Annotated in this window: 21 protein-coding genes and 1 tRNA gene; 9 read left to right on the top strand and 13 right to left on the bottom strand. The window is 64.0% G+C overall.

The window, feature by feature from the left end:
• Positions 1-20 precede the first annotated feature (20 nt).
• From ffh to RQP55_RS04725, 3 genes are all read right to left on the bottom strand, one after another.
• The gene (gene ffh / locus RQP55_RS04735) at positions 21-1451 is read right to left on the bottom strand and encodes a signal recognition particle protein (protein ID WP_315609042.1); all 1431 of its coding nucleotides are present in this window, start codon (positions 1449-1451) and stop codon (positions 21-23) included.
• An 88-nt stretch (positions 1452-1539) separates the two neighbouring features.
• Positions 1540-1615, bottom strand: a tRNA-Ala gene (locus tag RQP55_RS04730).
• 113 nt (positions 1616-1728) lie between these two features.
• Positions 1729-2046 (bottom strand): TIGR02300 family protein, encoded by a 318-nt coding sequence (locus tag RQP55_RS04725; RefSeq protein ID WP_315609041.1) that lies wholly within the window; start codon positions 2044-2046, stop codon positions 1729-1731.
• Between the two features lie 187 nt (positions 2047-2233).
• On the opposite strand from RQP55_RS04725, the gene aroA reads away from it, so the two are divergent.
• Positions 2234-3550, top strand: a complete 1317-nt coding sequence (gene aroA, locus RQP55_RS04720) for a 3-phosphoshikimate 1-carboxyvinyltransferase (protein ID WP_315609291.1) — start codon at positions 2234-2236, stop codon at positions 3548-3550.
• Positions 3547-4164 (top strand): d(CMP) kinase, encoded by a 618-nt coding sequence (locus RQP55_RS04715; protein WP_315609040.1) that lies wholly within the window; start codon positions 3547-3549, stop codon positions 4162-4164. Before aroA ends, RQP55_RS04715 begins: the two co-directional genes overlap by 4 nt.
• Here RQP55_RS04715 and RQP55_RS04710 read toward each other — a convergent pair.
• Positions 4161-4457 (bottom strand): hypothetical protein, encoded by a 297-nt coding sequence (locus tag RQP55_RS04710; protein ID WP_315609039.1) that lies wholly within the window; start codon positions 4455-4457, stop codon positions 4161-4163. The two genes, RQP55_RS04715 and RQP55_RS04710, sit on opposite strands and share 4 nt — an antisense overlap.
• A 136-nt stretch (positions 4458-4593) precedes the next feature.
• Here RQP55_RS04710 and RQP55_RS04705 point away from each other — a divergent pair, with 136 nt between their 5' ends.
• The 4 genes from RQP55_RS04705 to RQP55_RS04690 all read left to right on the top strand — a co-directional run bounded on the left by RQP55_RS04705 (position 4594) and on the right by RQP55_RS04690 (position 8881).
• The gene (locus tag RQP55_RS04705) at positions 4594-4956 is read left to right on the top strand and encodes a cytochrome c (RefSeq protein WP_315609038.1); all 363 of its coding nucleotides are present in this window, start codon (positions 4594-4596) and stop codon (positions 4954-4956) included.
• Positions 4957-5175: 219 nt separating this feature from the next.
• Positions 5176-6885 carry a 30S ribosomal protein S1 gene (gene rpsA / locus RQP55_RS04700; protein ID WP_315609037.1) on the top strand — a complete coding sequence of 570 codons (1710 nt, stop codon included), beginning with the start codon at positions 5176-5178 and terminating at the stop codon, positions 6883-6885.
• A gap of 98 nt (positions 6886-6983) precedes the next feature.
• Positions 6984-7739: a hydroxyacylglutathione hydrolase gene (gene gloB / locus RQP55_RS04695; RefSeq protein ID WP_315609036.1), complete on the top strand. Its 756-nt coding sequence runs from the start codon at positions 6984-6986 to the stop codon at positions 7737-7739.
• A gap of 161 nt (positions 7740-7900) precedes the next feature.
• Positions 7901-8881: an NADPH:quinone oxidoreductase family protein gene (locus tag RQP55_RS04690; protein WP_315609035.1), complete on the top strand. Its 981-nt coding sequence runs from the start codon at positions 7901-7903 to the stop codon at positions 8879-8881.
• Positions 8882-8929: 48 nt separating this feature from the next.
• Here the strand turns inward: RQP55_RS04690 and RQP55_RS04685 are convergent, their stop codons facing one another.
• The 8 genes from RQP55_RS04685 to RQP55_RS04650 form a co-directional block, all read right to left on the bottom strand.
• Positions 8930-9469, bottom strand: coding sequence for a hypothetical protein (locus RQP55_RS04685; protein WP_315609034.1), 540 nt, complete (start codon positions 9467-9469; stop codon positions 8930-8932).
• Positions 9462-9953 (bottom strand): ATPase, encoded by a 492-nt coding sequence (locus RQP55_RS04680; protein ID WP_315609033.1) that lies wholly within the window; start codon positions 9951-9953, stop codon positions 9462-9464. Before RQP55_RS04680 ends, RQP55_RS04685 begins: the two co-directional genes overlap by 8 nt.
• 77 nt (positions 9954-10030) lie before the next feature.
• Entirely contained in the window at positions 10031-10258 is a 228-nt protein-coding gene (locus RQP55_RS04675) for a F0F1 ATP synthase subunit C (protein ID WP_054122335.1), read from the bottom strand.
• Between the two features lie 43 nt (positions 10259-10301).
• Complete coding sequence (locus RQP55_RS04670; protein WP_315609032.1) at positions 10302-11087, bottom strand: F0F1 ATP synthase subunit A; 786 nt, start codon at positions 11085-11087, stop codon at positions 10302-10304.
• Between the two features lie 60 nt (positions 11088-11147).
• Positions 11148-11468: an AtpZ/AtpI family protein gene (locus RQP55_RS04665; protein ID WP_315609031.1), complete on the bottom strand. Its 321-nt coding sequence runs from the start codon at positions 11466-11468 to the stop codon at positions 11148-11150.
• Between the two features lie 161 nt (positions 11469-11629).
• Positions 11630-12037 (bottom strand): YdbL family protein, encoded by a 408-nt coding sequence (locus tag RQP55_RS04660; protein WP_315609030.1) that lies wholly within the window; start codon positions 12035-12037, stop codon positions 11630-11632.
• Between the two features lie 10 nt (positions 12038-12047).
• On the bottom strand, positions 12048-12335 hold the full coding sequence (locus RQP55_RS04655; RefSeq protein WP_315609029.1) for a YnbE family lipoprotein: 288 nt from the start codon (positions 12333-12335) through the stop codon (positions 12048-12050).
• Positions 12332-15505, bottom strand: a complete 3174-nt coding sequence (locus RQP55_RS04650; protein WP_315609028.1) for a YdbH domain-containing protein — start codon at positions 15503-15505, stop codon at positions 12332-12334. Before RQP55_RS04650 ends, RQP55_RS04655 begins: the two co-directional genes overlap by 4 nt.
• Before the next feature lie 60 nt (positions 15506-15565).
• On the opposite strand from RQP55_RS04650, the gene radC reads away from it, so the two are divergent.
• From radC to RQP55_RS04635, 3 genes are read left to right on the top strand one after another with little or no spacing between them, the layout of a single operon-like run.
• The gene (gene radC / locus RQP55_RS04645) at positions 15566-16261 is read left to right on the top strand and encodes a RadC family protein (protein ID WP_315609027.1); all 696 of its coding nucleotides are present in this window, start codon (positions 15566-15568) and stop codon (positions 16259-16261) included.
• 4 nt (positions 16262-16265) lie between these two features.
• The gene (locus RQP55_RS04640) at positions 16266-17444 is read left to right on the top strand and encodes a CoA transferase (protein ID WP_315609026.1); all 1179 of its coding nucleotides are present in this window, start codon (positions 16266-16268) and stop codon (positions 17442-17444) included.
• Positions 17445-17446: 2 nt separating this feature from the next.
• A complete protein-coding gene (locus RQP55_RS04635; protein ID WP_315609025.1) occupies positions 17447-18166 on the top strand; it encodes an NRDE family protein in 720 nt (239 codons plus the stop codon).
• Here RQP55_RS04635 and RQP55_RS04630 read toward each other — a convergent pair.
• Complete coding sequence (locus RQP55_RS04630) at positions 18163-19383, bottom strand: alpha/beta fold hydrolase (protein WP_315609024.1); 1221 nt, start codon at positions 19381-19383, stop codon at positions 18163-18165. The two genes, RQP55_RS04635 and RQP55_RS04630, sit on opposite strands and share 4 nt — an antisense overlap.
• Between the last annotated feature and the right edge of the window lie 203 nt (positions 19384-19586).

Genomic DNA, 19586 nt, shown 5'->3' with positions numbered 1-19586 from the left:
AAATCAGATTAAATTGAGAATTACTTTTTCTTCAGCAAATCATTGAGGTTCGATGGCAAACCGCCTCCCGCTCCGGGGCCGCCAAGGCCCGGCATCGCGGCCCCAAGGCCGCCGCCACCGAACAGCTTGCCCAGCCCGGCAAGGCCGCCCATCTTCTTAATCTGCTTCATCGCGCGCTCCATTTCCTGGTGCATCTTGAGCAGCTTGTTTACGTCCTGAACCTGAACGCCCGAACCATTGGCAATGCGGATCTTGCGCTTGGCGTTAAGCAAGTCCGGCCTCGTCCGCTCCTTGGGCGTCATCGAACCGATGATCGCATCCATCCGCAACAGCACGCGATCGTCCATGCCGGACTGTTCCATCGCCTGCTTGGCCTTTTTCATGCCTGGCAGCATGCCGGCAAGCGCGCCGAGGCCGCCCATCTTCTGCATCTGCCGCAGCTGCTGGCGCAGGTCGTTCATGTCGAACTGACCCTTGGCCATCCGCGCGGCCATCCGCTCGGCCTCTTCCTCCTCGATCGCAGCAGCGGCGCGCTCAACGATTGAGACGACATCGCCCATGCCAAGGATCCGGCCGGCGACACGGCTGGGCTGGAAAGCCTCAAGCGCGTCAAGCTTTTCGCCGATACCCGCAAACTTGATCGGCTTGCCGGTAACGGCGCGCATCGACAGTGCAGCACCACCGCGAGCATCGCCGTCCATCCGGGTCAGGACCACGCCGGTCAGCGGTACCTGTGCAGTAAAGCTCTGGGCAACGTTGACCGCATCCTGGCCGGTCAACGAATCGACTACCAGCAGCACTTCCTTGGGCGAGGAGATCGCGGCAACGGCCTGCATCTCGTCCATCAGTTGCTGGTCAACGTGGAGGCGGCCCGCCGTATCGAGCAGCAGCACGTCAATCGCCTGCAGCTTCGCGGCCTGGAGCGCGCGGGTGGCGATATCGACTGGCTGCTGGCCGGCGATGATCGGCAGGGTGGCAACTTCCACCTGCTCGCCCAGCACCTTGAGCTGTTCCTGCGCGGCCGGACGGTTGACGTCGAGCGAGGCCATCATGGCCTTCTTGCCGTGCTTTTCCTTGAGCAGCTTGGCCAGCTTGGCAGTCGTGGTGGTCTTGCCCGACCCTTGCAGGCCGACCATCATGATCACGACCGGCGGCGTGGCAGCCAAATCGAGCCCGGGGACGTCATCGCCACCCAGCATCTCGACCAGCGCATCGTTGACGATCTTGACGACCTGCTGACCGGGCGTGACCGACTTCAGGACCGACTGGCCGACCGCCTGTTCGGTAACCGAATCAATGAAGCGGCGAACAACGGGAAGGGCAACATCGGCTTCGAGCAGGGCGATTCGCACTTCGCGCATCGCTTCGCGCACGTCTGCTTCATTCAGCGCACCGCGCCCGCGCAGCTTGTCAAAGACGCTGCCTAGCCGGTCTGAAAGACTGTCGAACATGCGGTCACAAACCTCGAAACGCGAAAAAAGCCGGTGGGCGAAACCTCGCCGACCAGCTTGCCGCTCAGATACTCAAACTCTTCGATGATGGTGGAGCCTAGCGGGATCGAACCGCTGACCTCCTGCATGCCATGCAGGCGCTCTCCCAGCTGAGCTAAGGCCCCTTGACCATCATTCAGTGAGCCCTTGGGAAGCTCACCGTTCCCGCCCGACCTGTCGAGCGAGGCCGCCCCTCTAGTGGCGGCTCCCGCCCTTGGCAAGAGCGTTTTTTAACGGATCAGTTTTCGTCACCGTCATCATCGCCAACGCCGACGCCAAGGTCATCGTCGCCGCCCAGATCAACGTCGTTGTCCGGCGAATCGCCATCTTCATCGATGTCCAGATCCGGATCGGCGAGATCGACGTCCTCGACCTCTTCAACCTTGGCCTTCTGCACTTCCTCGTAGGGAATCGGCTGCTTTGACTTCAGCACCGGATCGACATGCCAGGCATAGCCGCATTCGATGCAGGTGATCGGGTCATCCTTGCCCAGATCGTAAAAGCGGGTGCCGCACTTCGGGCAACCGTGCTTGGCGCCCCATTCAGCCTTGACCATGTCAATTCCTCGATGCTGCCCTTCGCCACCGCGACGGGCTGAAACTCTTAATACGTATTGGAGACGGCTTGCGCCTGTCCCAGCGCGGCGCGCGCCTTGCCATAGCCCGCGCCCGCTGTCAAAAGCCGCGCGCGATTGCCGCTCTACCCGTGAAAGTGCTGACGTGTCCAACGCTGATCCTGCCGCGATGAAGCCCCGGCGCTTCATGCCCTCTGGTCCACTGCGTGGCACGATCCGCGTGCCGGGCGACAAGTCGATCAGCCATCGCTCCATTATGCTGGGCGCTCTGGCCGTGGGGGAGACCCGCGTAACCGGCCTGTTGGAGGGTGAGGATGTCCTTTCCACCGCCGCTGCGATGCGGGCGATGGGGGCTTCGGTCGAACGCCTTGGCGATGGGGAATGGTCCGTGCAAGGGGTTGGTGTGGGTGCGCTGCTACAGCCGCAGACCCCGCTCGACATGGGGAATTCCGGCACTTCCACCCGCCTGCTGATGGGCCTCGTGGCGAGCCACCCGATCATGGCAAACTTCATCGGCGATGCCAGCCTTTCAAAGCGGCCAATGGGCCGGGTGATCGAACCATTATCACAAATGGGCGCAGCGTTTGACGCCTCGGAAGGTGGCCGCCTGCCCCTCACAGTCCGCGGCGCTTTGCCTGCCGTGCCGATTTCATACCGCCTGCCAGTTGCCAGCGCGCAGGTAAAAAGCGCCGTACTGCTGGCCGGGCTTAACACCCCCGGCATTACCACGGTGATCGAGCCCGTACCCACCCGTGATCATTCCGAACGGATGCTGCGCGGCTTCGGCGCCGACCTTTCGGTCGAGGTTGAGAGCGATGGCACCCGGGTGATTCGCCTCGTGGGCGAAGCGGAGCTCAAGCCCCAAACGATCGAGGTGCCGGGCGATCCCTCCTCCGCCGCCTTCTTCATCGTCGCCGCGCTGATCGTGCCGGGCAGCGAGCTGACCATTCAAAACGTCGGCCTCAACCCCACCCGCGCGGGCATTGTCGAAGTGCTGCGCCAGATGGGCGGTAAGATCGAGGAATTGAATCGCCGTGAAGTGGGAGGAGAGCCGGTGGCTGACCTGGTGGTGCGCCACTCCGCATTGAAGGGAATAGCAGTCGATCCGGCAATCGCACCAAGCATGATTGACGAATTCCCCGCCCTGTTCGTCGCCGCCGCGCTGGCAGAAGGCACCACGGTCACCACCGGCCTTGAGGAACTGCGAGTGAAGGAAAGCGACCGGATTGCAGTCATGGCTGCAGCGCTGACCCTGGCCGGCGCGCGCGTCACTGAAACCGAGGACGGCCTGACCATTCATGGCACAGGCGGTGATCTGCTGCGCGGCACGGCAACGGCAATCGCCACCCATCTCGATCACCGGATCGCCATGTCGATGGCTGTGGCCGGCCTTGCCTGCCGCGAGGGCGTGGAGGTTGACGATACCCGGCCGATCGCCACCAGCTTCCCGATCTTCGAAGCCCTGCTTGACGGGTTGGCCCAGTGATCATCGCGGTCGATGGGCCAACGGCATCGGGCAAGGGCACGATTGCCAAGGCGCTGGCAGCGCATTTCGGGCTGCCGCACCTCGATACGGGGCTGCTCTATCGTGCAGTTGGGCGGCAGGTGGCTTTGAACGGGGGCAATCCAGATGATCCCGTCGATTCCCTTGCCGCCTGTGCCTTTCCTGAAGATCTGATCAGCGATCCCGAGCTGCGCAGCGAGGCAACAGGCGGACTAGCCAGCCGGGTCTCGGTCCATCCCGCCGTGCGGCAGGCGCTCTATGAACGCCAGCGCGCCTTTGCCGCCCAGCCCGGCGGCGCGGTGCTGGACGGACGCGATATCGGCACGGTGATCGCGCCGGAGGCAAAAGTGAAGCTGTTTGTGGTAGCCTCGGTCCCGGCGCGGGCCGAGCGGCGGTTCCGCGAAATGCAGCAGCAGGGCCGCGCCGTGGCACTGGCAGAGATCGCGGCAGATCTCGCGGCCCGCGACGAGCGCGATCGCAACCGGGCCGAAGCGCCGCTGGTTGCCGCGCCCGATGCCGTATTACTCGACACCAGCGACCTCGACCGGGACGAGGCGATCGCCGCGGCCATCGCAATTGCCGAAGCGCGGCGTTAGTCGAAGACCCCGACCGCAAGCTCTGCCCAGGCCAGCAACAGCGCGCCGATTATGACCAGCGCAGCCAGCATGCGCTTGCCTGAGGTCACCAGCACCCGCCCGGCCCCTTCCAGCGCCAGGCCTGTCGACCCGAGCAGGATCGCCGCGGTCACAAAGTCCTCCAAGCCCCAATTGACTTCGGTGCTGAACTGCATGGCCACCGCCGGCACAGCGAGCAGCGCGGCAATGCCTCCCCACAGAAAAACCCGGGTCCGGGGGCCGAGGCCTGGCTTGGCAGCAGTGTCAGTCGTCATCGCTTCTCTCCGTCTGGTAGCCCTCTCCTAGCCACGGCGCGCCAGGCTTGCACGTGGTCATGCCGTGCAGAACCTGTGCAAGCGGGTCATCGCAAGCCAATTGCCCTGGCCTGGGCGGGAGTGTTAGGCCCCGCCCATGCTTCGCCTTTCCCTCCCCGCCATCGCCCTGCTGGCAGCCGCTTCGGCAGCCCTCAGCCAACCCGTAACCGTCCAGGAGCGCCGCCTTGCCGAAGTGGAGCGCGGACGGGCGATTGCCGAAGCGCGATGCGCCGCCTGCCATGCCGTTTCCGCCAATGGTAGCTCCCCCAATCCCGAGAGCCCCGGCTTTGAGGACATCGCCAATCGCCAGGGCCTGACCAGCGCAACGCTGCGTCAGAACCTGCGCGATGCGCACAATTATCCCGATGCCATGCAGTTCAAGATCGATCGCGGCCAGGTGCGCGATCTTTCCGCCTATATCGTGACGCTGAAGAAATCGGGCTACAGGCCAGCGATCTGAGGCCGCGATTGGTCGCAAATTCCTTGCTTTAGCGGCCTCGCCCGCTTAAGCGCCGCCGGTCCCGGAGGGCTCGCGCCCGAAAGGATGTCGTGGACGGCATTCGGCCCCTGCGACGATCGGCCCACTTTTGGCCCGCTCAAGCAATGGTGCTGCGGCGGAGAAAAGACCAGCGGATACAACCGCTTGGCCGGAAACATCGATAGACAGGAAACTGTACATATGGCTTCTGCAGCCAACCCCACGCGCGACGATTTTGCCGCGCTGCTCGACGAATCCCTCGGTGGCGCCGCTGATGGCGGCTTTGAAGGCCGGGTCGTCAAGGGCACCATTACCGCGATCGAAGGCGACAAGGCCGTGATCGACGTCGGCCTCAAGAGCGAAGGCCGCGTTCCGCTCAAGGAATTCGCCATGCCGGGTCAGCCGCATGGCCTGAAGGTCGGCGACGAAGTCGAAGTCTTCGTTGACCGCGTCGAAAACGCTGATGGCGATGCCATGCTCAGCCGCGACCGCGCCCGCCGCGAAGCCGCCTGGGACAAGCTTGAAGAAGAATTCGGTGAAGGCAAGCGAGTCGAAGGCGTGATCTTCGGCCGCGTCAAGGGCGGCTTCACGGTCGACCTTAACGGTGCCGTTGCCTTCCTCCCCGGCAGCCAAGTCGATATCCGCCCTGTGCGCGACGTGCAGCCACTGATGGACGTGCCGCAGCCGTTCCAGATCCTGAAGATGGACCGCCGCCGCGGTAACATCGTCGTCTCGCGCCGCGCCGTGCTGGAAGAAACCCGCGCCGAACAGCGCTCGGGCCTGATCCAGAACCTCGCCGAAGGCCAGATCATCGATGGCGTGGTCAAGAACATCACCGATTACGGTGCGTTCGTTGACCTGGGCGGCATCGACGGCCTGCTCCATGTCACCGACATGAGCTACAAGCGCGTCAACCACCCGAACGAAGTCATCAATATCGGTGACACCGTGAAGGTGCAGATCATCCGCATCAACCAGGACACCCAGCGCATCAGCCTGGGCATGAAGCAGCTGGAATCGGATCCGTGGGAAGGCGTCATCGCCAAGTACCCGGTCGGCGCGAAGCTGCGCGGCGTGGTTACCAACATCACCGAATACGGCGCCTTTGTGGAGCTGGAAGCCGGGATCGAAGGTCTGGTCCACGTTTCGGAAATGTCCTGGACCAAGAAGAACGTCCACCCCGGCAAGATCGTTTCGACCTCGCAGGAAGTCGACGTGCTGGTGCTGGAAGTTGACAGCGACAAGCGCCGCATCTCGCTTGGCCTCAAGCAGGCCCAGCAGAACCCCTGGGAAGCCTTCGCCGAGAAGCACCCGGTTGGTTCGACCGTGGAAGGCGAAGTCAAGAACGCAACCGAATTCGGCCTGTTCATCGGCCTCGACGGCGACGTCGACGGCATGGTCCACATGTCGGACATCGCCTGGGGCATCTCGGGCGAAGACGCGCTGGCTCTGCACCGCAAGGGCGAGCAGGTTTCGGCCATCGTGCTCGACGTCGACGTGGAGAAGGAGCGCATCTCGCTTGGCATGAAGCAGCTTGAAAAGGGTGCACCGGCTGCCGGCGTCGCCGCTGCCGCTTCGGGCCTGAAGAAGAACGAGATCGTCACCGTCACCGTCCTTGAAGTCCGCGATGGCGGCCTTGAAGTGCAGGCTGGCGAAGATGGCGCCACCGGCTTCATCAAGCGTTCGGACCTGGGCCGCGACCGCGACGAGCAGCGCACCGACCGCTTCCAGGTTGGCCAGAAGCTCGATGCCATGGTCACCGGCTTCGATCGTTCGAAGAAGCCGAACTTCTCGGTCAAGGCCCGCCAGCTGGCCGAAGAAAAGGAAGCCGTGGAACAGTACGGTTCGTCGGATGCCGGCGCTTCGCTGGGCGACATTCTGGGCGCCGCGCTGAAGGCCAAGAAGGACTAATCCTTCTTCGCCAAGCCGCAGGCTAAGCAACAAAGGCCCGTCCGGAGCAATCCGGGCGGGCTTTTGCTTTGCGGGCGGAATGGGTTTATCCTTGGCCCATGCTCGAAATTCATCAGTTCCCGTGCCTGTCAGACAACTATGGATACCTGCTTCACGATCCGGTGAGCGGAGCGACCGCCTGTATCGATACCCCTGATGCCGATGCCTATCTGCGTGAGGCCGGACACAAGGGCTGGCAGATCACTCATATCTGGAACACCCACTGGCACCCCGATCATGCCGGCGGCAACACTGCGATCAAGGCGGCGACCGGCTGCACCGTCATTGCTCCGGCAGAGGTTGAGCGGATCGCCGCGCCAGACCAGATCGTCGCCCACGGTAGCAAGGTGACGCTGGGCGCCTTTACCGCCCAGGTGATTGACGTTTCCGGCCACACCAATGGCCATATTGCCTTCCACCTGCCCGAGGCCGGAGTAGCCTTTGTTGGCGACGCGGTTTTCGCGCTGGGGTGCGGACGGATGTTCGAAGGCCAGCCCGACCAATTCTGGGCCAGCCTCGAGCGGATCAAGGCCCTTCCGCCGGAGACGCTGCTGTACTGCGCGCACGAATATACTGCATCGAACGCCCGCTTCGCGCTCCACGCCGATCCGGACAATGCCGAACTGCAGGCCTATGCCGCGCAAATCGAGAAGGCCCGCGCCGCGGGTAAGCCGACCGTCCCCACGCCGCTTTCGCGCGAATTGGCCACCAACCCCTTCCTACGCGCCGATGACCCTGCGTTGAGTGCGCGCTGGGGCGGAGGCGATGCCGTGGCCACTTTTGCAGCCCTGCGCGCCGCCAAGGACAATTTCTAGACCCCGTCTCCACTGCCCGCTCGTGCTGAGCTTGTCGGAACGAAGTCATCGCAAGATGAAGCACTGTTCTTTTCCTTGGTTCTCGCGCAGGGTGGCAAGAACAAGAGCGGCCCTTCGACAAGCTCAGGGCTAGCGGAATTGGGTGGGGAGCAGAACGGCCAATGCAAGCACTGCTGGTTGAACGACTGAGTGCGGACCTCTCCGGGGTTACACTCTCTGACCTGCCCGTACCCCAGCGTGGACCGGGGGAGGTGCTGGTGAAGGTCCATGCCGCCTCGCTCAACTTCCCGGACCTGCTGATGACGCGCGGCGAATATCAGTTCAAACCAGACGTGCCCTTCACTGCCGGCCTCGAATTTGCCGGTGAAGTGGTCGAGGCGGATCCGGACACCGGTTTCAAGCCGGGCGACGGGGTCTATGGCGGCAACAAGACCGGCGCCTTTGCCGAATATGCCGTGGTCCCGGCCCGCGCACTCTCTGCCATGCCGCCGGGAATCGGGATGGTTTCTGCTGCGGCCCTGGGGGCGGCCTATGGCACGGCTTACACCGCGCTGGTCGAGGTGGGCGGGCTGAAGGCCGGCCAATGGGTGCTGGTCCACGGCGCCAGCGGCGGCGTGGGCCTGGCTGCGGTTGAACTGGCCAAGCGGCTTGGCGCCCATGTCATCGCCACCACCGGTTCCCCGGGCAAGCTGGCGGCGCTGCGCGCGGCCTGCGATGCTGAAGCGGTAATCCTGGCCGAAGGACGCTTTCGCGAACAGGTGGCCGAACTGACCGGAGGGCACTTGTGCGATCTGGTCTATGATCCGGTTGGCGGCGACGTGTTTGATGAAAGCACGCGCTGCGTCGCCTTTGGCGGCAAGCTGCTGGTGATCGGCTTTGCCGGTGGGCGGATCGCCGACATCTCAACCAATATTCCGCTGATCAAGGGCTTTGCCGTGGTTGGCGTGCGGGCCGGCGAATATGCCCGCCGCTTCCCGGACCGGGGCAAGGTCATCCGCGAGGCAGTGGCCACCCTTGCTGCCGATGGCCGACTGAACCCGCATATTGATCGGATCCTGCCGCTCAGCCGCTGGCGCGAGGCCTATGCGGCAATGGCCGGACGGGAGATCGTCGGCAAGGTCGTGCTCGAACCGGGCAAATGAAAAGGGCGGCCGGTGGCCGCCCTTCGCAATTCCAGACTGGCAGCCGGATCAGATCCCGCCGATCGCCTCGTCCACCAGGGCCTTGTCGGCCTTGGCATTGTGGTTGGCAGCGATCAGCTGGCGCGCGGCCGCAGCAGCAGCGTTTGCTGCCTTGGTCCGCAGTTCAGCAATCGCGCCGCGCTCGGCAGCCGCGATCTTGTCTTCGGCCATCTTTTCGCGGCGCTTGATCAGCGCCTTGGTGTCAGCCTCGGCCTTGGCGACGATTGCGTCAGCTTCGGACTTGGCATGCTCGATCATCGCCGCGGCGTCCTTTTCGGCACCGGCGATCTTGTCGGCATATTCCTTGCGCAAGGCTTCGGCCTCGGCACGCAGGGCCTTGGCTTCGTCGAGCTGCTTGCGGATTTCCGCGATATTGGCATCGAGCCCGCCGGTGATCATTGCCGGGACCTTCTTCCAGATCGCAACGACGATCAGGACGGTCATCGACAGTGCAACCCAAGCAACCGGGTTCAGGCCCAGCGCGACCGGCTCGGCATGTTCGGCGCCATGTTCAGCGGCTTCGGCCGCAAGGACGAGCAGATTAGCCATTGAGCGCTTCCTTCACCGCGACCGTGGCCGACTTGGCATCAACCGACAGGCCGGCAACGCGGCTGACGATATCGCTGGCAGCTTCGGCTGCGACCTTTTCGATTTCCTTCAGCGCACCGCTGCGCGCCTCGGCAATCTTGGCTTCGGCTTCGGCCAGCTTGGCATCAAGCTTGGCATTGGCCTTAGCCAGTTTGGTTTCGCTGGACTTGGCCGCAGCCAGCTTGGCCTTGGCGATCACCGCCTGGGCTTCTGCCCGCTGGCGGTTGGCTTCGGCGCGCCAGGCCTCTTCCTCGGCATCGGCAGCAGCCCGCGCAGCTTCCGCTGCGGCGAGATCGCTGGCGATCTGCCGGTCACGCGTCTCGACGGTCGCCATCACCTTGGGGACCATGCCCCGGCCAATGACGAAGAAGATGAAGCCGAAGAAGATCAGCATCCAGAAGATCTGGCTGGACCAGGTTTCGGCAAGTTGCGCGATTTGAGGCATCAGAGCGTCCGCAATTTGTCCGGCCGGCCCCGCCCCGGGGGGCAGGAACCAGCCGGTCATTCAATCAATCGTAGGTCTTAGGCGACGAAGATCAGGATCATCGCGACGACGAACGAGAGCAGGCCCAGAAGTTCGGCGGCCGCGAAGCCGATGAACAGGCGGCCCTGCTGGCCGTCAGCCGCGCCCGGGTTGCGCAGAGCGCTTTCCAGGAACGAACCGAACACGTTACCCACGCCGATGGCGGCCATGCCGGCGCCGATGGCAGCGAGACCAGCACCGATCAGCTTGGCGCTTGCAGGTTCCATTTCGATAACTCCTTCTTCGAAAATTCGTGTGGTTGGATAGGACTTAGTGAAGGTTTTCGGCGTCGTTGAGATACAGCGACGTCAGCAATGCAAAGACGTAGGCCTGGATCCCGGCAACCAGGATTTCCAGGGCGCAAATCGCGATCATCAGCGCAAAGCTGAGGACCGAAACCACCGGGCCAATGCCAAGACCGGCATTAACGCCATTGATCACGAAGCCCGACAGCACTTCCAGCAGCACGTGCCCGGCCATCATGGCCACGAACAGTCGCAAGCCGAGGCTGAAGGGACGGACCAGGAAACTGACCAGTTCAATCGCGAAGATCAGCGGAATCATCACCAGCGGTGTGCCGTGGGGGATGAACAGCGAGAAGAAGTGCAGCTTGTGCTTCCAGAAGCCCACGATCAGCACGATCGCGAAGCTCATCACCGCCAGCACGCCGGTGGCGGTAAAGTGGCTGGTGAAGGTGAAGGGATGCACGCCAACCAGGCCCAGCGGCATCAGGCCGAGGATGTTGGCGAAAAGGATGAACATGAACAGCGAGAAGATGTAGGGCACATACTTCTTGCCAGCCGGCCCGATATTGGCGGCCAGCAGGTTGTCGATGAAGCCGGTGAAGCCTTCGACTGCCATCTGCCAACGACCGGGGACCAAATCCCGCTTCAACCCGCCAGCAACGAAGATCAGCAGCGCAACAGCCGCGATCGCCATCCACAGCGAGGAGTTGGTGAAGGCAATATTGTAGCCCGCGATCTGCCAGTGATCGGTGCCGAACATCGGCTCGATCGTGAACTGGTGCATCGGATCGACTTTAGCCGCTTCGGCCACGCGACGTACCCTTCTTGCTCAATTCATATACGACCAGCGCCCCTCTGGCCTAAAGCAAGGTCAATCAGGGCGCCGGGACGAAATCCGGATGATATTCCTGAAGGAAACGATGATCCCAAGGGCCATCATCACCAACAGACCCCAGGGCGAGGTTCCGGCAAACTGGTCAATGACCCAGCCGATGAACGCACCGCCACCGATCCCCCCGATCAGCTCGGCCAGGACGCGGTTGCCAAGGCGGTAATTCGCATCGGCTTCCATGCCCGGACTTGGCTTGTTGCGCTGTTCTTCCCGCTCGCGTGCAGCCTTGAGCCGCGCTTCGAGCGCGTTAACCCGCGCATCTTCACCAATGGGGTCTCGAGCAGGAGGATCATCGTTCATGCCAAGTCTCCTTATACGGGAGCGATGGACACGCGCAACGACCGCCCGCCGAGGGCACGGGCCCCTTAGGTTGGGGCAAGCTGCGAGTCAACCGCCGCCGATGGCGGTATAACCGGCTCCGACGGCAGAAAGTTTAGCCTTGCGGCAATGCAGCCGAAAAATCAGGGGCAGCGCGGATCACGCAGCGGCGCGGCGGCCGTACGGGTTTGCCAGGAACCATCGGGTGCCTGGTATTTCTCACCCGGCACGGTCCGCGCAATCGCCTGGCAGCCCGCCGAAAAGGCGTACTCCTCAATCGTCGCGCCGTTGGCCTGGGCGCGCTCGGCATAAACGGCCTTGCGCTTGATGTTGATGTCTTCGGCCAGGCGGCGGGTTTCGGGGCTCGGCGAGGTGGGAAAACCAAGGTAGCCGTCAACCTTTTCGCCAACATCCCCATTGACGCGCGCGGCGGCATAGGCCGGATCGCGCTGCTGCGCAGAAGCCGGGGCAACCACCATCAATGCGGCCAGTGCAGCCCAGCCGGCTCCGGCCAGCGCGCTGCGTTCGATTTGGACGGCAAACTTGGTCATGTCCGTTTCCTCAGAAAATTCCGGGATTGTCCTTGATCGTGTTCCCGGCGTCGGCCGAAAGTCGATAGACAACTTCCTGTTTGATATTGATGTTCAGTTCGATGACGATCGGCTTGTCCGGCGCGTTGACCGAAATGCAGCCTGTCAGCGTCAGCGCCCCGGCAATCATCATCAATCCCTTCTTCGCAGCGGCGCGGGCCGAGCCCTGCCGCATCGACCGAACCTGTCCGGATGCCACGTAATCCATGGCGGAACTTGTCGCAGCCCGGACCGGCTTGGTCAATTCTGGTGACTTCATGGCACTTTCCTGCTGACTGGGGGCTGAATATCGGGTGGCAGCGGTGTTTGAGCGGCGGGCTGGTCAATCGGCTTGCCATCCTTGTCGACCAGCCCCAGTTCGCGCGGATCGCGGACATAGGCCGGGTCATAGAGCGAGCGGAACGAATAGAGCAGCCGCTGGAACGGCGCGCGCACGTTGATGTTGAAGCGGATCGGCAGCTTGCCGATCTGGCGGGTGAAGTAATTCTGCCGCGCGCCCGCGCCCTGCGTCACGCCATCGATCCGGACGCGGGTAAAAATCTCCCCATCCAGCTCCCCGTCCATACCGATCCGCATTTGGCGGTAATCGAGCGAACGGAGCGACTGGAAGGCGAAGTTGGCCATGGCCCCCATGTCCTTGTACGTCAGCGCGCCGACGTAAGCGACACTGCCCCCTGGTGGACGCGAGACCAGAAGGCCGCCTTCGATCCGCCCCCCTTGCTCATCGAAGACCAGCGGCAGGTCGCCATCGAAGACCCCGCGGGCCGCAACGTTGGACATTTCGATCTGCTGGACGAACTTCGCCGCATCGGCTGCGGTCAGCCGCAAGGTAAAGCGGCGTTCATCCGAAGCCCCGAGCCGCATCTGCGTGGGCAGCAATTGCAGCCGTCCGCCAAGGAAGGGCCATTCCGCGCCATTGACCACCAGCATCCGGTCAGGTTCCAGCTGGAAACGCAGCACGCCCTCGTAAACCTCGATCCCCGGGTTGATCGCGGCAATTTCCAATACCTGATCCGGCGCGGTGACCATGCCGAGCAGGTCGGTGAACCGAACCGTCCCGCGCATCCCCTGCACCGGCCCAAAGGCGGCGGCGAAATCGAGCTTGTCGGTGGTGAAGCTGCCGGTCGAAGTGACCGTGCGCGGGCTCCAGTCGATCCGTCCCGCACCGCGCACCATGCCGCGCGCATTTGCGATCACGCCCAGCGCCAGGTAGCTGAGCGTATCAGGCTGGAGCTTTTGATCGAAAACCAGATTGCGGACAGCAAGATCGGCGTGGCCGGTGCCGCTGGCCAGATCATGGACAATGGTCGCTTCAGTCACGATCCGGTCCGAAGCCGGTTCGCGCAGAGCGGCCAAGGCGGTGATACGATTATTCGCGAGGTTGAGCGTGGCCCCGCGGGCCACGACGGGGCGGAAGCGGTCATCAACCAGCCGGTCCTCCAGCCGGAACACGCCCTCGCCAAGGCTGAGCCGCCCCCCGGCATAGCGCCACGATCCGCTCGCCTCGCGAAGATCAAGCGGAACTGCCGCCAGCAGCGCCTCCGCACCGCTGAACCGGCCAGACGGGACCTTGCCCAGCTGGCCGGTCAGCGAAGCAATGGTGAAGTGGCTTCCTGCCGAAACCGGCCCCAGGGTCACATCCACGTCGCGCGCGGCAAGGCCGCCCGGCCAGGCAAAGCCGACCGCCGCCGATCGCAGAAGGATAGGCGTCTCACCAATCCGGCCCGACAGCGCCAGCCGCGGCACGCCGGCAGCAAGACGGGTCCCATTCGGCCCGCTGACCACAATCGCCCCGCCCGCCCCCGGACACAGGGTCAGCGCGCGGCCATCAAGCGTCAGGCTGGCATAGCGCAGGCTATCAAAGCGCAGCAGCGTGCAACCGCGCCACAAGGCCAGCCCGCGGCGCGGATTCCAATTGCCATCGATCGGCAGGACCAGCCGCTCGACCCGGCCGTCCGGCAGCGCGCCACTGATCAACGCGCGTCCACCCAGTCCCACCGCACCGTCAGCCCGCCAGACAACCACCAGCCGAGGCAAGGCAATGGCGGCATCGCCCGCGCGGTATTGCGCCATGGTCAGCCGGGCTTCGATCGTACCGCCGGGGCGGCGCTCTATCTGACCCGCCAGGCGCGGCAGTCCTTCGCCGCCGGTTCGCAGGTTACCGATCAGCCTTAGCCCGCCCTGCCCGCCGAACACCACTTGCCCGCGTGAGAGCACGAGCAGGTCCTGCCCGCTAGTCCCCGTGAGTTCCAGCGCCGGCACGATCAAGCTGGTCAGTTGCCCCCTCCGGCGCAGGGAAAATTCGGCCGAAAGTTCGCTGCCACGTCCTTCGCGGCGCAGGGCCGAGCGTAACTGGGCCAGCAGCGGAGCGCCCAGCGTTCCGGCCGAAGAGCGCGCCAGCTCTGTCAGGGTCTGGTCGAGCGCAGGACCGGGTTGTAAACCTTCGCCGCCCATTCGCCCTTCGCCCTCAAAGCCCGCCAGCCCTTCGCGGCTGCGCAGCGCGCCGGCAAGAGTGAGTTTTCGCGCCGCCAGGGGGCCGCCAACATCAACCAGTGCGAGGGTATAATTCGCTGTCATCGCCCCGGCACGGAGTGACAGCCCCAGATCGCCGCCCAGCCCACCGGCGCGCGCTCCGTTCCAATTGATTGGACCGCCGGTGAATTGGCTTTGTGCCGAAAACCCTGACAGATCGGAGGATGCCGCAAGCTCAGCCTGCAGCGTCATGCTCCCGATGGCGAAGCCATGGCATTTTGCTCCGCCCAAGCGCACCGGCCCGATGAACCGCGGCACTCCGGCGTCGGTTGAAATCGTGCCAAAGGCGCTGGCACCGCTCAGGCGGCAATCCTGCATCCGCAGCTCGGGCGCGATTGCAGCCAGTTGCCCCGCAAAGGCATTGCGCAGGTTCCCCCGGCCTTCGGCCTTTAGCCCGACTGGACCAACGTCGGTTTCAATCCGGGCGCGGCCGTCCTCAAGTCGCAGGTCAAAGTCCGGCAGCCCCATCCGTTTGGCCCCGGGCGCGAACAGCACGCGGTCGAGGCTGCCAAAGGTAAGCCGTCCGGCCTGGTAAGCCCCATAGAGGCGTGGCCGGACCAGCCGCACCGAACCAATCGTGGGCAAACCAAACCTTGGCCTGAGTTGGATTTCCATTCGCTCGGCAGTGAAGTCCGGGCGAGCCGGATCGCCTACGACGACATTGGTCAAGACCTGCTCGCGCGGACCAACCTTTTCCAGCCGATAGCTAGCCGGCAAGCCGTACTGGCCAAGCTGGCGGCCAATAATCCGGTGCGCCAGATTCTCCCGCTCTAGCCACAAGGCAATCAGGCCCAGCAACGCCAAAGCAATGGTCAAGATCATGACCCAGCGCCGCATGCCGGGTGCCGGAGCAGCTTCCGCTGCAATTTCCGGTAGTTCGACCTCGGGCTGGGGCATTGTTCCTGCTTGCGCGTTCGGGCGGCGAAAGGCAATGCAGCATCGATAAAGGGAGGCTGCGTGCACGACGAAGAGGGAGCCGGACCGCATCACGGCACGGGTCATCGCGCCCGCCTTCGCGCCCGGCTGCTGGCTGGCGGGGCCGAAGCGCTGGCCGATCATGAGGTGATCGAATACCTGCTGATGATGGCCATCCCCCGCAAGGATGTAAAACCGCTCGCGAAAAGCCTGCTAACGCGCTTTGGCGGCCTGGCCGGGGTGCTGAATGCCGATCCGCAGGCTTTGGCGCTCCATCCCGGCATGGGCGAAACCAGCGCTGCGGCGCTGAAGATCGTCGCGCTGTCCGCGCGGCGGCTGGCTCGCGCCGAACTGTCCGAAGCGCCCGTCCTGGCTAGCTGGCAGGCGCTGATCGATTACCTGACCATCGACATGGCCCACCTGACGCACGAGCGGGTGCGGGTGCTATACCTGGATACCCGCAACCGCCTGATCCTGGACCATCTGGAGAGTGAGGGCTCGCTCGACGAGGCGGCAATCCATCCGCGCAACGTGGTCAAGCGGGCGCTCGATGTCGGGGCCGCAGCGCTGATCCTGGTGCACAACCATCCATCGGGCTCGCCCGAACCGAGCCGGGCTGATATCCAGATTACCAATCGCATTGCCGAAGCCGGCCGATTATTGGGGATCGTGGTTCATGACCATGTAATCGTCGGCCGCCACGGCCACACCAGCCTGCGCGCCAAGGGACTTGTCTGAAGCAATGAGCGATACAGCTGCTCCGGCCATGCTCAAAGGTATCAAGGTTGTTGACCTGACCACCGTGGTCTTTGGACCCTACTGCACGCAGATCCTGGCTGACCTGGGGGCAGAGGTGATCAAGGTGGAAACCCCGGGCAGCGGCGACGTGCTGCGCTGGGCCGCCAAAAGCGCGCAGACGCCGGGGATGTCGCCCGCCTTTTTTGGCTTCAATCACGGCAAACGCTCGATCGCGCTTGATCTCAAGCAACCGGATGACAGTGCCGTGATCCGCCAACTGCTGGCCGAGGCCGATGTCTTCGTAGCCAATGTGCGCGGCAAGCCGCTGAAACGGCTCGGCCTGGATTATGACGCGGTGCGGGCGATCCGGCCGGATATCATCTATGTCCATTGCGTTGGCTTTGGGCAGGATGGCCCCTATGCCGATTTGCAGGCCTATGACGATGTTATTCAGGCTGCAGCCGGCGTCACCAGCCTGCTGCCCGAAGTCGATGGCAATTCCGCGCCGCGATTTTTCCCCTCACTGATCGCTGATAAGGTTTCCGGCCTCCACGCCGCCTATGCCGCCATCGCCGCGCTGTTCCACCGCGAACGGACCGGCGAAGGGCAGAAAGTGGAAGTGCCAATGTACGAAGCCTTCACCAGTTTCATGCTGAGCGAGCACCTGGGCGGACTGACATTTGACCCGCCGGTTGGCCCGCCGGGCTACCGCCGCCAGCTTGATCCCGATCGCCAGCCCTTCCCCACCGCCGATGGCCACATTGTGATGGTGGCCTATACCTATGATGCCTGGGACCGGATCTTTGCGCTGTTGGAGGCTCCGGACTTTCTGCAAGATCCACGCTTTGAAGGACCACAGGCGCGGGCTGCCGCTATGCCCGAAATGTACCGCCGCATGGCCGAACTGACCCGGCAGTTCACGACCGAAGACCTGATCGCGCGCTGCCATGCTGCGCAGATCCCGGCCCAGCCGGTGAAAGACATTCCGGGCGTGCTGGCCGATCCGCACCTGAATGCCGTTGGCATGTTCCAGCAGCGCGAGCACCCCAGCGAAGGCCGCTATCACGAAATGGTGCAACCAGTGCGGTTCGGCGCCATGCCGCCGGTGGAGCGGCGTGCGCCGCCCTTGCTCGATCAGGATGGCCCGGCCATTCGTGCCGAATTGGCCCGCAAGGACAACTGACCATGTGCGTCGCTGCGCTTGGCTGGGCCGCGCATCCGCGCTGGCGTTTGGTGGTTGCCGCCAACCGCGACGAATTCCATGCCCGACCGACCGCGCCGCTCGCCATCTGGGACAATGGCGTAATCGCAGGGCGCGATCTGGAAGCCGGCGGAACCTGGCTGGGGGTCAACGAAGCCGGGCGCTTCGCCCTGGTCACCAATTTCCGCCTGCCGGGCTATCCCAAGCCGGGTCTCGCGTCACGCGGCGGGCTGGTGGTGGACTGGCTGTTGGGCCAGCCCGATCCCGATGCGGCGCAGCTCAATCCGTTTCACCTGCTGCGCATTGGCCCGGACGGCGCCAGCCACCTGAGTAACCAGCCAAGACCGACCAGCACTCCGCTTCATCCCGGCCTGCACGGCGTATCCAACGGCCACCTTGATCAGCCGTGGCTCAAGACCCAGCGCCTGACCGGGGCGGTAGCTGCATGGCTGGCGGCCGGCAGTGCCGATCCGGAAGGCCTTTTCGCCGCGCTGGCTGACGAAACACCACTGCCACCCGAGGCAGACAGCGAAGGACCAGAGGCGCCCTTCAGCCCAGTGTTCATCCGCAATGCGGTTTACGGCACGCGCTGTTCCACCGTGGTACTGATCGATGCGGCAGGCCAAGGCCAGATCATCGAGCGCCGCTTTAATCCGGACGGCAACGCGAGCGGCGATACGCGGCTGGCCTTCACCTGGCCCTAGGCGAAGTGCAGGCGGCGGTACTTGCCCCGGAAGTACAGCAGCGGATCGCGGCGCGGCTCAAACTGGGCGCGTACAACTTCACCCACGAGGATGAAGTGATCGCCGCCATCATGGATCGCGTGGCGCTTGCACTCAAACGCACCCAGTGCGCCATCGATCAGCGGCATCCCCGTTTCGCCCGGGCTCCAGGCAGTGGCGGCGAAGCGGTCCTCGCCCTTGCCGGCGAAGCGGTTTGACGCTGCTTGCTGGCTGACCTGCAACAGGTTGACCGCAAAATGCTCCGCCTCGCGCAATACAGGCGCAGACCCCGCAGTATTCGCCACGCAGACCAGCAACAGCGGCGGATCGAGCGACAGCGAAGTAAAGCTGTTGGCTGTCAGACCTATCGGCGTGCCGTCGGCATCACGCGAGGTTATGATGGTAATCCCGGTGGCAAAGCAGCCCATCGCATCGCGCAGGGTGCGGGCGTCTGATCCTGCGCGGAATTCGGTCGCATAGCGGGGCTGCTTGCGTTCCAGGAAATCGAGCAGGTGCGAGAGGAAAGCTTCGGTCCGGTCGGTCACGACCAACAGGTCGGCATCGGCCACTTCGACGCTTTCGGCATTGGGCAGCGCCGCATCGAAGGCCGCACTGGCTGGTGAGCGGCCCATCCACGGCAGGCCGCCGCGCACCACCAGCGTTGGCAGGTTGAGCCTGGGCGCGGCATCGGCAAGGCGGGCCTCGAGATCGTCGAGGTCGATCTGGCCCAGCACGCGCTCGTCCCACAGCTTCTGGTCATGCCCGCGCAGCTCCGCAAGGCGCTCGGCGATCTTGGCGGCAAGACCCGGATCGCGCCGCGCCGGCATGTCGACCAAAACGAGCCCGGCAGCAAGATTGGCGGCATCGGTTGCCAGCGCGACGGTTGCGACCCAGCCACTGCTGGTGGAGGTCACCACGACCGGTCGGGTGCCAAGCTGGGCCAGCACGGCGCGCAGGTCTTCAATGTGGGCTTCCAGATCATAGCGCCCGCTTTCAGGCCATTCGCTGCCGCCGTGGCCGCGCAGATCAAGCGAAACGACCCTGCGACCGGCCTGAACTAGCGCATCAGCAACAGTGTTCCATTCGGCGCGGGTTTGCCCGGCACCGTGAACCAAAAGGATTGTCGGATCATGCTCATCGCCAATCGCATCCGCCTCAAGCCTGACGCCGCCGAAGCCCTTGAAGGTGAGGATGGTCATTGCAATTCTCCGATTAACATGTGCCCTTGCCAGTCAAGCGGGCGCGATAGGCACGCTCCGATGCAGCCCCGCCTCGGCCGGAGCAAGCCGGTTGATGGTCCAGGCTGCAATTATCTCTGTCCAGCGGTGGACATATGACCGCAATTGTCGACAAGGACAATGCCTCAGGGCTATCGCTCCCACAAAACAATGAGGAGCATCAG

Source organism: Novosphingobium sp. APW14, assembly GCF_032337075.1.
Lineage (GTDB): Bacteria > Pseudomonadota > Alphaproteobacteria > Sphingomonadales > Sphingomonadaceae > Novosphingobium.
This window is presented reverse-complemented; position numbering and strand designations above follow the sequence as displayed.

What these genes read in the sequence shown, in the direction of transcription:
- RQP55_RS04635 (WP_315609025.1), top strand. Translation starts at nt 17,447, where the DNA reads ATGTGCGTCGCTGCGCTTGGCTGGGCCGCGCATCCGCGCTGGCGTTTG.
- gloB (WP_315609036.1), top strand. Translation starts at nt 6,984, where the DNA reads ATGCTCGAAATTCATCAGTTCCCGTGCCTGTCAGACAACTATGGATAC.
- aroA (WP_315609291.1), top strand. Translation starts at nt 2,234, where the DNA reads ATGAAGCCCCGGCGCTTCATGCCCTCTGGTCCACTGCGTGGCACGATC.
- RQP55_RS04690 (WP_315609035.1), top strand. Translation starts at nt 7,901, where the DNA reads ATGCAAGCACTGCTGGTTGAACGACTGAGTGCGGACCTCTCCGGGGTT.
- RQP55_RS04665 (WP_315609031.1), bottom strand. Translation starts at nt 11,468, where the DNA reads ATGAACGATGATCCTCCTGCTCGAGACCCCATTGGTGAAGATGCGCGG.
- ffh (WP_315609042.1), bottom strand. Translation starts at nt 1,451, where the DNA reads ATGTTCGACAGTCTTTCAGACCGGCTAGGCAGCGTCTTTGACAAGCTG.
- RQP55_RS04705 (WP_315609038.1), top strand. Translation starts at nt 4,594, where the DNA reads ATGCTTCGCCTTTCCCTCCCCGCCATCGCCCTGCTGGCAGCCGCTTCG.
- RQP55_RS04710 (WP_315609039.1), bottom strand. Translation starts at nt 4,457, where the DNA reads ATGACGACTGACACTGCTGCCAAGCCAGGCCTCGGCCCCCGGACCCGG.
- RQP55_RS04640 (WP_315609026.1), top strand. Translation starts at nt 16,266, where the DNA reads ATGAGCGATACAGCTGCTCCGGCCATGCTCAAAGGTATCAAGGTTGTT.
- RQP55_RS04650 (WP_315609028.1), bottom strand. Translation starts at nt 15,505, where the DNA reads ATGCCCCAGCCCGAGGTCGAACTACCGGAAATTGCAGCGGAAGCTGCT.
- RQP55_RS04725 (WP_315609041.1), bottom strand. Translation starts at nt 2,046, where the DNA reads ATGGTCAAGGCTGAATGGGGCGCCAAGCACGGTTGCCCGAAGTGCGGC.
- RQP55_RS04655 (WP_315609029.1), bottom strand. Translation starts at nt 12,335, where the DNA reads ATGAAGTCACCAGAATTGACCAAGCCGGTCCGGGCTGCGACAAGTTCC.
- RQP55_RS04675 (WP_054122335.1), bottom strand. Translation starts at nt 10,258, where the DNA reads ATGGAACCTGCAAGCGCCAAGCTGATCGGTGCTGGTCTCGCTGCCATC.
- RQP55_RS04680 (WP_315609033.1), bottom strand. Translation starts at nt 9,953, where the DNA reads ATGCCTCAAATCGCGCAACTTGCCGAAACCTGGTCCAGCCAGATCTTC.
- RQP55_RS04630 (WP_315609024.1), bottom strand. Translation starts at nt 19,383, where the DNA reads ATGACCATCCTCACCTTCAAGGGCTTCGGCGGCGTCAGGCTTGAGGCG.
- RQP55_RS04685 (WP_315609034.1), bottom strand. Translation starts at nt 9,469, where the DNA reads ATGGCTAATCTGCTCGTCCTTGCGGCCGAAGCCGCTGAACATGGCGCC.
- rpsA (WP_315609037.1), top strand. Translation starts at nt 5,176, where the DNA reads ATGGCTTCTGCAGCCAACCCCACGCGCGACGATTTTGCCGCGCTGCTC.
- RQP55_RS04660 (WP_315609030.1), bottom strand. Translation starts at nt 12,037, where the DNA reads ATGACCAAGTTTGCCGTCCAAATCGAACGCAGCGCGCTGGCCGGAGCC.